Genomic DNA, 11,011 nt, shown 5'->3' on the forward strand with positions numbered 1-11,011 from the left:
TGACCGGCAGGCTGTGACCGCCGGTGGCCAGACTGGCCATGGTGGCCCCGCTGATGGCCATGACGGCGCCCACCGACAGATCGATGCCGCCGGTGGCGATCACCAGCGTCATGCCGAGGGCGAGCAGGGCCACAGGGGCGCAGCGGTTGAGGATGTCGATGAGGCTGCCAAACAGCCGCCCATCCTGGATGTGGATGGCGAAGAAGTTGTCGGCGACCAGGGCGTTGATGAGCAGCACGCACACCAGGGCGGCGCACTGGGCCGAGCCCGTGGGCCAGGGCCGGCGGGGGCTGGGCCCCTTGGCGAGGGGGAGGATGGATGACGTCATATCAGGCCTCACATGCAATGGCGTTCATGATGGCAGGGACGCTCAGGGCGTCCGTCGCAAGCTCTGCCACCTGCTTTCTGTCGCGCAGGACAATCACCCGATCGGCATAGCCCACCAGCTCTTCGAGCTCGGAGGAGATGACCAGCAGGGCCAGCCCGTTGGCGCAGAGGGATTCGATGAGCCGGATGATCTCGGCGTGGGCCCCCACGTCTATGCCCCGGGTGGGTTCGTCCAGGATCAGGAACTGGGGCTTGGTGAGCAGCCAGCGGGCCAGCAGCACCTTCTGCTGGTTGCCCCCGGAGAGAAACTGGATGGGCTGCTCCGGGCCCGGGGTCTTGATCGCCAACTGCTCGATGAGGCGGGCGGTGATCTCGTCCTGTTCCTTGCGAGACAGGGGGCGCAGCCAGCCCCGCTGGGCTTGCAGGGCCAGCACCATGTTCTCCCGTACCGAGGCCGAGGCGATGATGCCGGCGCTCTTGCGATCCTCCGGGCAGAATCCAAAGCCGTTGGCGGCCGCCTGGCGTGCAGAGCGGATGGTCACCGGCTTGTCCCGCACCCGGCACTCGCCGCTATCGCTCGGGACTATGCCGAACATCAGCTCGGCGGTCTCGGTACGACCGGACCCGAGCAGGCCGGCGAGGCCCACTATCTCCCCGGGCATGACGTCGAGACTGAAGGGGGCGATGACTCCCCGCTTGCCATAGTCCCTGAACGACACCATGGGCTGGTTGCTGCGCAGTGTCTTGCCCGCCCGCTTGAGGGCATTGTCGTCCAGCTCGCGTCCCAGCATCATCTTGACCAGCTCCAGTTGTGGCAGTGCCTGGGTGTCGCGGGTGCCGACCAGCTCGCCGTTGCGCAGCACTGTGATGCGATCGCTGATGGCGTAGACCTGATCGAGAAAATGGGTGATGAAGATGAGGCTCACCCCCTGATCCCGCAGGCGCGTCATCAGGGAGAAGAGCATCTGGACTTCGCTGGCATCCAGGCTCGCGGTGGGCTCGTCCAGGATCAGGATCCTGGCGGAGAGTGACACCGCCCGGGCGATGGCCACAATCTGCTGCATGGCGACCGAGTAGTGGTCGAGGGGCAGGGTGACATCCATCTCGAAGCCGTGGCTGGCCATGATGGCGCTGGCCTGCCGGGTCATGGCGCCCCGGTCGATGAAGCCGAAACGGCGTGGCTCGTGGCCGATGAAGAGGTTGTCTGCCACCGACATGTTCGGCAGCAGGTTGACCTCCTGATAGACGGTGCCTATCCCCAGACGCTGGGCATGGGCGGTGTCCGTCGGGGAAATGGGGACACCATCGAGTTCGATACGGCCGGCGTCTCGCTGATAGACACCGGTGAGGGTCTTGATCAACGTGGACTTGCCGGCCCCGTTCTCGCCGAGCAGCGCCATGATCTCTCCGCGGCGCAGGGAGAAGTCCACCTGATGCAGGGCCCGTACTCCGGGAAACGCCTTGCATATTCCGCGGGCATTCAATACGACATCGTGAGTGTTCTCTGACATGAACATTGGCTCTCCGATATAGCGCGCCATACAAGTTCAATCACTTATATGGCGCGCTATGTGACAGTCTGGCGGGGGAGCGGGATTAATAACCCATGTCTTTTTTCAGCTCGAGCTGCGCCTCGGCACTCCCGGGCTCAAACAGTTTGGACTCCGTCCTGATATGTTTGGGGGGCAGGGTGCCATCTTTCTTATAGGCCAGCAGGGCATCGAAGGCCGGTCCCGCCATATTCGGCGTGAGCTCCACCGAGGCATTGGCTTCGCCTGCGATCATCGCCTTGAAAATATCCGGCACGCCATCGATGGAGATGATCTTGATATCCTTGCCCGGTTTCAGCCCGGCCTCTTTAATGGCCTGGATGGCGCCGATGGCCATGTCATCGTTATGGGCGTAGACGGCGCAAATATTCTTGCCGCTATTTTCCGCCTTGATGAAGCTCTCCATCACCTCCTTGCCCTTGCTGCGGGTGAAGTCGCCGGACTGGGTGCGGATGATCTTGATGGTGGGCACGGCCGAGACGGTGTCGAGGAAGCCCTTCTTGCGATCCAGCGCCACGCTGGCACCCACTGTGCCCTGCAATTCCACCACGTTGCACGGTTTGCCATCCTGCTGCTTGATGAGCCACTGGGCTGCCACTTCCCCTTCGTGGACGCTGTCGGCGGCGACCCCGGTCATGAAGAGACCGTCATCTTTTACCGTGATATTGCGATCCAGCAGGAAGACCGGGATCTCGGCCTCTTTCGCCTCCTGCAATACCGGCTCCCAACCAGTCTGTACCACGGGGGCAATAAAGATGGCATCCACCCCCTGGGCAATAAAGGAGCGAATGGCCTTGATCTGGTTCTCCTGTTTCTGCTGGGCATCGGCAATTTTCAGGATGATGCCGCGTTTTTGGGCTTCGCTCTTGGCGACCGAGGTTTCTGCAGCTCGCCACCCGGATTCAGAACCAATTTGCGAGAAGCCCACGGTCATCTCTGCAGAATATGCAGTGGCCGAGAGAATAAGGGTGCTGATAATGCTCGCAAGTTTCACTTTTTTATACATATGACACTCCTTTGTGATGCATGGTGAAATAAACCGGAACACGTCAAGTTTTTATTGTACGGGTCAAGGTTATAGGCTCTTGAATTAAACGGCGGGAGGTGGCTCACAGAAAATTTTCGGCAGCATGATGCTTCATACAAACAGCAGACAAGTTCATATATGGCGCGCGGACTATGCTGGTTTTTCTGCATATTTATTCCACAAGCCAGAGTGTCTGGCCCTCTATGGAAGGGGCTGCCATTCTCTTGCGGGGTCGACCGCCCGGGGAGTGAAGTGCCGCCAGGCGAGGGAAGGCGATCCCGGCTAATCGGAGCTTAAAATGGGATTCGTTCAGGGTTGAAATTACGCCGCACGCCCCCTACACTGCCCGCCCCAAACAGCCTGGTAGAGAGGAGGATAGAAGATGAGAAGAGTCATTCTCACACCCTTGCTGGCCTTTGCCATGAATGGATGCGGGGGTGGAGAAGGCGGGAAAGACGATGCCATTCCCCCCACGATAACAACCTATTTCGAGGCGTCCACCCAGAGCACCCAGGGTGGGCAGTTGAGCCCGGCCAGCCTGCGCCTGAGCGCCGGTGAGCAGGGCAGTTTCACCGTAGCACCCGACGCCGGCTATGTGTTGGCGCAGATTGCGGGTTGTGAGGGGACGCTGGACGGCCTCACCTATACCACGGGCCCCATGCGCGGCGATTGCCAGGTCTCGGCGAGCTTCACTCAGGAGACGGCCCCCGTCTATTTCGAGGCCACCACCCAGAGCAGCCAGGGTGGGCGGCTGAGCCCGGTCAGCCTGCGCCTGAGCGCCGGTGAGCGGGGGCGTTTCACCGTCGCGCCCGACGCCGGCTTCGTGCTGGAGCGCATAGAGGGCTGTGACGGCACCCTGCAGGGGCACGACTACATCACGGGCCCCATGGGCGCCGATTGCCAGGTGTCGGCGCGCTTTATCAAGCATGCCGCCCATGCCATTGCCCGTGAGGATCACGCCCTCGCCAGCGACGTTGAGCTCATCGCCCATGCCCGTGGCGCCATCGCCGACAGCGAGGCGCGTCGCACCGAGCTGGTTCGCACCCTCTATCAGGGTCTGGGGGCCATCAGCTGGAACCCGAGCCACGACTCCATCACCTTCTCCAGCTTCCAGCCCGAAAACACCCTGACCCTGCTTCCCTCCAACATCAATGGCAAGGGGGAGAGCGAGATCCGCGGCCTGGTGATGGTCTCCGAGCAGGATGAGTATCGCCGGGCAGCCATGGGGGCGAACCTGTTTGCGGTGGATCGCACCCCCCAGAGCGAGGCGCTGCTCAAGGGGCTGATCGGCTGGCTGACCCGGGGGAGGGACAGTGATGACGATGGCCTTCGCATCCTGACCGCCCAGGTGCCGAGTCGCGCCGACAGCTGGTATTTTCCCCATAACGAGGGGATCCGGGACTGGCTCAAGGCCATGTATCCGGACGCCCACAGCATCAACCAGGCCGATGAGTGCGATTATCAGGCCCTCGGTGCCTGCATCGACCGCATGGCGCCGGATCTCATCGTGATAAGCGACCTCGATCGCCAGGGGCTGGGATACCAGGGCATAGCCCAGGCCATCGCCAAGGCGAAGGCCGCCGGGATCCCGTTGCTGCTCTCCAACTACCGGCGAGAGGCGAGCCCATTGCTGGCGCCCCTCTATCTGGATATGGGGCTGGTGACCTGGGGCAACTACTGGTCGAAGCTCAAGGCCAGCAATCTGGCGGCGAGCACCATCATGGCGCCAGATCCCCAGCTGATGGCGGTCGATACGTTGCTGAGCAACCTCAAGGAGGGGTATTTCAGCACCCAATGGCTGGATGCCTGCAGCGGCAACTTCCTCAATTGCGGCGGTGTCGATGAGTTCAATGTGCAGTTCAAGAATGGCGCCGACTGGCTCAGGAATGCCGCCATCACCCTGGACAAGGCGGGGATCAGCCCCTTCTCCCGCGGCGGCCTGGCGCTGTTGCCGGCCAGCCTGCTGCTGGCCGACAAATACCGCGTCGCCATCGATTACCCCATCGCCTGGGACGAGCATCAGGCCTGGCAGCGGGCGATGTTTGCCGACTGGCTGGTGAGCTATGCCCGTGTTCGCAACCCGGCCCAGCCCGATCTGGGGGAGTACGTCGTCGATCGCAGCCAGTTGTTCAAGGGAGATCAGGCCCATTACGCCTATCCCGCCGTCATCAGCGACAGCCGCCGCATCTCGGTGCCCTATTCCGGGCAGTGGACCTCGACGGGCTGGTATGCCCTGCCGGGGCAGCGTATCACCCTGAGTCGCACGGATACTGAGGATGTTTCCGCTACCGTTCGGCTCAATTACCACAGACCCAACACCAACCGGGCCTATGAACAGAAGGTCTATCGGGCGCCGCTGGAGCTGGCCAGCGGACGGCTTCCCCTGAACAAGGGCGGCAGCGTCAGCTTCACCTCGCCCTATGGGGGCCCTGTCTATCTCCACCTGGAGGGGGGAGCCGGGGCGCTGCAAGTGGAGGTGACCGCCACCGGCGTGACCCGCCATCCGGCCATCCTGGACTTCAGTGACGAGCAGCAGATCCGGGACTTCAACGAGCGGCTGGAGCAGACCGAGCTGCCCCATGTCGATCTCAGGGCCGATGGCGCCGAGCAGCATCTGCGCCGGGATCGCTTCACCGGGGCCATCGGGGGGGCCATTGCCGACACCGATGCCCTGCTGGAGAGCATCTCCCGGGATCATATCAACAGCGTCTATACCCTGGCGGGCTTCAAGATCCAGGGCAAGCGCCTGGAGGAGTCGCTGCCATGCGAGGTCCGGCGCGCCTGTGTCGCGCTGCTGGGGGATCTGTGTCTCGATGAGTCACTGCATACCCGCACCATCATCCAGCATGCCAACTACGACCAGAATGCCCATTGCGGGGTCGGCTGCAGCGGCAACCCCTGGGACTCTTCCGGCAGCATCAGCCCGACCGGTTGGCTGGACAATCACGAGCTGGGGCACAACCTGCAAACCCAGCGCCTGAATGTGCACTATGCCGCCGCCAGCGATACGGACAACTGGCGCGGCTATGGCAGCCGCGCCGGGGAGAACTCCAACAACATCTTCCCCTATGTGGTGAAGTGGCAGGCCCACTATCTGCGCGATGGCAACAGCGCGCCCATCAAAGATGGTCACATGAATCACAAGGATCTGTTCTATGCCTTCATGTCCGACGCGGCCGGGGTGACGGACAAGAGCGGCAACCGGGTGGTGCTGGGGGCCAACTGCAAGGTGCTGGATGCGGGGGAGAGTCGCTACGAGGCGCCCTGGCGGAGAAATGCCTATGCGGTGAACAATGGCTATCGCATGGCGTTTTATATCCAGATGGCGCTGCGTGCCCACGGTATGAGGCTGGCGGACGGCACCCGCCTGAGCAACGGCTTCAATATCTTCACCCTGCTCTACCAGCATTCACGGATCTTCGGCGCCGTTGCCGACAACGAGAACGACTGGAATGCCAACAGGGACAGGCTCGGCTTTGGCCTCTTCCCCTTCCAGGGGCATGGGGTCTATGGCGGCAAACAGGTGCGAGACATACCGGGCAACGACTTCATGCTGGTCGCCCTCGGCAGGCTCACCGGCCTGGACTGGCGCAGCCACTTCGATCTGCTGGGTCTGCGCTACTCGACGCTCGCCGCCGCTCAGGTGCAGGCGAACCAGCCCTCGGGCGCCTTGCCCATGGGGATGTACGTGCTGGAGGACGATCTCCCGCCCGTCAACATGAGCGAGGGGCTGACATTCCTGCCCCTCTCCGAGACGGATGGCAGCACCCTCTGGCCTCGCGACCAGGGATCGCCGGCCAGCTGTCCTGTTCCCTAATAAAGAAAAAACGCCCTCAGGGGCGTTTTTTCTTGGTCAGCGCAGGCCAGCCGGAGAAGGGCGGTACTCGCGCTGAGCCTCGTAGCCCTGCGGGGGGATTCACGCCTTCAGCAGGCCGAGAAACGCCTTCATGGCCGGGGTGACACTGTGTTTTCGGGTGATGAAGGCGATGGTGCCTGCGCTCGTATCGCTCAAGGGATGGCAGGGCAGTTTGAAGAGCTGCTGGGCGGTGGCGGCGATGCCGGCGCTGACCACGGCGCAGCCCAGGCCGTGGCTCACCCCGTTGACCAGGTGGAACAGGGAGTCGGTCTCCAGCACCACCCGCAGGCTGATCTGCTGGCGGGCGGCGGCCTCGTCCAGGTAGCGGCGAAACTGCATAGTGGTGCTTGGCAGGATCAGGGGGAGATCTTGCAAGTCCGCCAGGGTCAGCGGCCCGGTCGGGGCGCAGTGGGCAGGCAGGGGGCCCAGCAGGGCCATGGGGTTGGGGTGGCGAAGCTGGACGTCGAGGGCCCGGCGCTGATGCTCGGTGAGCAACTCGTCAAAGCCGAGCCCGATGTCGATGCGATGCAGATCCAGCTGCTCCATCAGGGTGGCATGGGTCATCACGCAGAGGTGCAGGCCCACCTTGGGGTAGGCGTCGTTGAACCCCTTGAGCAGCGGCATGATGTCGATGCTCGACTGGGGCACGACGCCGATGCGCAGCGCACCCGACAGCCCGCCCCGAAAGAGGCTGAGCTCCTGGCGCATGGCATCCTGCTCCTGCAGCATCCGCTCGGCGTGGTGCAGCACCACTTCCCCCGCCTGGGTCAGGGCCACGAACTGGCTGTTGCGCACCACCAGTTCGGTGCCAAGTGACTTCTCCAGGGCGGTGATGCTGGCCGACAGGGTCGGCTGGGTGATGAAGCAAGCCTTGGCCGCCTTGGCGAAGTGACGGTGCTGGGCCAGCTCGTAGAAATAGTGCAACTGCTTGATATTCATCGTGGTAATGGCAGCAGGCAAAGGCAATGAGCGACAAATTTAATCAATCGACATCCCGATGACAATAGAAGTTATCTATTGGTGAATAGATTTGTTTCATTGGTTTTGGCGCGGCGGCTTATCTAAACTTGAGGCCCGAATACAGCTTATAAGCGTCTCGCATGATCCCTTTCAATTCACGGTTGCCCAGTCTGGATGAGCTGGTGGAGGAGGTGGCCGTGTCCGTCAACATCAACGGCATCAACCATGCCGTCATGATGGCCACCCCGGACGATCTCGACGATTTCGCCATCGGTTTTCTGTTTGGCGAGGGGATCATCGGGGGCAACCACGATGTACACGATATCCAGAGCACCCCGTCCGAGCACGGCATCGTGCTCGATGTCACCATCGCCAACCGCTGTCTGGCAGTGCTTGGCCAGCGCAAGCGCCGCCTGGCCGGTGCCAGCGGCTGCGGCATCTGCGGGGTGGAGGCCATCGAACATGCGTTGCCCGTGCTCACCCCGCTGACCCCGGACGCCCCCTTCGACACCGCCTCTTTGCAGGATCTGCGGGAGCGCATCGTCCCCTGGCAGAGCAAGGCCCGCCAGAGCGGCGCCCTTCATGCCGCCCTGGCGCTGGATGAGCGCGGCGAGATCCTGGCCTGCCGGGAGGACATAGGGCGGCACAACGCCCTGGACAAGCTCATCGGCATGCAACTGCGCCAGCCGGTGCAGGCCGATACGCTGGTCATCACCAGCCGCTGCGGCAGCGAACTCATTCACAAGGCGGTGCAATTTGGCGCCGCTCACCTCATCAGCCTTGCTTCACCCAGTCAGCTCGCGGTGCGACTGGCCCAAAAATACAACCTGACCCTGATCCATGTGCCCCGATCCGATGCCCCGGTCTGCTATGCCAGCCCCCGCGCCCAGGATCACGTTGGAGACTCCCATGTCCAGTCATATTGAGAAACCGGCCAAGGCCGGCGGCTTTTCCTCCCTGCAGTCCACCTTCAAGCAGGTGCTGCGCAGCCAGAAGACCCGGCAGAACATCAAGAACCTGCTGCGGGTCAACCAGACCGACGGCTTCGACTGCCCCGGCTGCGCCTGGGGGGACAACAAGCAGGGGGCCTTCCAGTTTTGCGAGAACGGCGCCAAGGCGGTGGCCTGGGAATCCACCGGCAAGACGGTGGGGGCCGATTTCTTCGCCGAGCATTCGGTGCGTCGCCTCGCCACCCAGAGCGACTACTGGCTCGAATACCAGGGGCGACTGACCGAGCCCCTGCGCTACAACCCGGCCACCGATCACTACGAGCCGGTGAGCTGGGATCAGGCGTTTGCCCTCATCGCCGACAAACTCAAGAGTCTGGCCAGCCCCGACGAGGTGGAGTTCTACACCTCGGGACGCGCCAGCAACGAAGCCTCCTATCTCTATCAGCTGTTTGGCCGCCTCTATGGCACCAACAACTTCCCCGACTGCTCCAACATGTGCCACGAGGCGAGCGGGGTGGGGCTCATCCAGTCCGTCGGGGTGGGCAAGGGCACCGTGGTGCTCGATGATTTCGACGCCGCCAAAGCCATCTTCGTCTTTGGCCAGAACCCGGGCACCAACCACCCGCGCATGATGAACGCCCTGCGCAAGGCGGCGCGCCAGGGGTGCCAGATCGTCACCTTCAACAACCTCAAAGAGGTGGCCCTCGAGCGCTTCGCAAGCCCCCAGAGCCCGGCGGAGCTACTGACCCCGGCGGCCACCACCATCAGCCACCAGTACCTCACGCCAAAGCTGGGCGGTGACATGGCGGCCATTCGCGGCATGGCGAAATACATCCTGGAAGAGGAGGGGGGGCGCATCGATCTCGCCTTCATCGAGCAGCACACCGCGCACTTTGACGACTACCTGGCCCAGGTGAAGGCCACGGAGTGGACGCAGATCGAGGTGCAATCCGGCCTCGGTCGGGAGGCGATCACCCGGGCGGCGCAGATCTTCGCAAGCAGCGAGAGCGTGATCAGCTGCTGGGCCATGGGGATCACCCAGCACAAGCATTCGGTCGACACCATTCGCGAAATCGTCAACCTGCACCTGATGTGCGGCCAGATTGGCAAGCCGGGGGCCGGACTCTGTCCGGTGCGCGGTCACAGCAACGTGCAGGGCAACCGCACCATGGGGATCAACGAGAAACCCAATGCCGCCTTCCTCGATCGCCTGGAGCGCCGCTTCCCGGTGGGCTTCAAGCGCACGCCGGGGCACAACGTCTACGAGGCCCTCAAAGCCCTTCATGGCGGCAAGAGCAAGGTGCTCATCTGCCTTGGGGGCAACCTGGCAGCCGCCGCGCCGGATACCGAGTTCACCTATGAAGCGATGCGAAGGAGCGAGCTCAACGTGCAGATCAGCACCAAGCTCAACCGCAGCCACCTCATGGTGTCAAAAGATGCCCTGATCCTCCCCTGCCTGGGCCGTACCGAGCTCGATCAGCAGCGCACCGGGGTGCAGAAGATCACCGTGGAGGACACCTTCAGCATGGTGCACGCCTCCACCGGGATGAACGAGCCGGTCTCGCCGCTCTGTCTCTCCGAGATAGACATCGTGGCCCGCATGGCCGAGGCAACGCTCGGCAGCGAGCGGGTGGACTGGCTGGCGCTGCGGGATGACTACGGGCTGCTGCGGGATCTCATCGAGGAGACCATCGCGGGCTTTGGCGACTTCAACCGCCGCATCGAGGAGCCCTGCGGTTTCCATCTGGAGAACAGCGCCGCCCTGCTGCGCTGGAACACCGCGAGCGGGCGCGCCGAATTCAGGGCGAGCCGTTTGCCGGACTCCATCCTGCCCGAGTGCACCAGCCACGCGGAGCAGATGGTGGACCAGCCCGTGCTGCTGCTTCAGAGCCTGCGCTCCCACGATCAGTACAACACCACCATCTATGGCATGGATGACCGCTATCGCGGCATCAAGGGGCGACGCAACGTGGTCTTCATGAACGAGGAGGATGCCAGGAGGCTGGGGCTCGCCGAGGAGCAGCGGGTGGACATGAGTGCGGTGTGCAACGACGGGCGCGAGCGGGTGGTGCGGGGCTTTAGCGTCATCTTCTACGAGATCCCGAAAGGCAACATCGCCGCCTACTACCCGGAGACCAACCCCCTGGTGGCCATCGAGAGCATAGGGGAGGGCTCCTTCACCCCCACCTCCAAATCGGTGCCCGTGCTGGTGACCCCAAGCGCCGCCTCGGTCGAGAGCCTGGCCGTCACGCTCTGATCCCCTGACATGGATACCGTCCGACCCCTGCCATGGCAGGGGTTTTTTATGGCGCTGTCCCAATTACATGTTGAAAGGCTAACC

Annotated in this window: 7 protein-coding genes; 3 read left to right on the top strand and 4 right to left on the bottom strand. The window is 63.0% G+C overall.

Translation table 11 applies throughout. The annotated features are described in order from the left end of the window. The 3 genes from AACR77_RS02015 to ytfQ all read right to left on the bottom strand — a co-directional run. Window positions 1-328: ABC transporter permease subunit (locus AACR77_RS02015; RefSeq protein ID WP_042879459.1), on the bottom strand; the 328-nt coding region annotated here is incomplete at its 3' end. 1 nt (window position 329) lies between these two features. Then, entirely contained in the window at window positions 330-1,838 is a 1,509-nt protein-coding gene (gene ytfR / locus AACR77_RS02020) for a galactofuranose ABC transporter, ATP-binding protein YtfR (protein WP_042879466.1), read from the bottom strand. A gap of 85 nt (window positions 1,839-1,923) precedes the next feature. Continuing rightward, entirely contained in the window at window positions 1,924-2,883 is a 960-nt protein-coding gene (gene ytfQ / locus AACR77_RS02025; RefSeq protein WP_039039073.1) for a galactofuranose ABC transporter, galactofuranose-binding protein YtfQ, read from the bottom strand. A 403-nt stretch (window positions 2,884-3,286) separates the two neighbouring features. Here ytfQ and AACR77_RS02030 point away from each other — a divergent pair, with 403 nt between their 5' ends. Beyond that, window positions 3,287-6,721, top strand: coding sequence for an ImpA family metalloprotease (locus AACR77_RS02030; protein WP_042879461.1), 3,435 nt, complete (start codon window positions 3,287-3,289; stop codon window positions 6,719-6,721). A gap of 99 nt (window positions 6,722-6,820) precedes the next feature. On the opposite strand, the gene AACR77_RS02035 is transcribed toward AACR77_RS02030, so the two are convergent. Next, window positions 6,821-7,699 carry a LysR family transcriptional regulator gene (locus AACR77_RS02035; RefSeq protein ID WP_042879468.1) on the bottom strand — a complete coding sequence of 293 codons (879 nt, stop codon included), beginning with the start codon at window positions 7,697-7,699 and terminating at the stop codon, window positions 6,821-6,823. A gap of 161 nt (window positions 7,700-7,860) precedes the next feature. Here AACR77_RS02035 and fdhD point away from each other — a divergent pair, with 161 nt between their 5' ends. Then, entirely contained in the window at window positions 7,861-8,646 is a 786-nt protein-coding gene (gene fdhD / locus AACR77_RS02040) for a formate dehydrogenase accessory sulfurtransferase FdhD (protein ID WP_042879462.1), read from the top strand. Next, window positions 8,630-10,927 (top strand): FdhF/YdeP family oxidoreductase, encoded by a 2,298-nt coding sequence (locus tag AACR77_RS02045; RefSeq protein ID WP_042879464.1) that lies wholly within the window; start codon window positions 8,630-8,632, stop codon window positions 10,925-10,927. The genes fdhD and AACR77_RS02045 overlap by 17 nt, the downstream gene beginning before the upstream one ends. The last annotated feature ends 84 nt before the right edge of the window (window positions 10,928-11,011 follow it).

This window comes from Aeromonas sp. ZOR0002 (assembly GCF_963866995.1).
In the GTDB taxonomy this organism is placed as follows: domain Bacteria; phylum Pseudomonadota; class Gammaproteobacteria; order Enterobacterales; family Aeromonadaceae; genus Aeromonas; species Aeromonas caviae.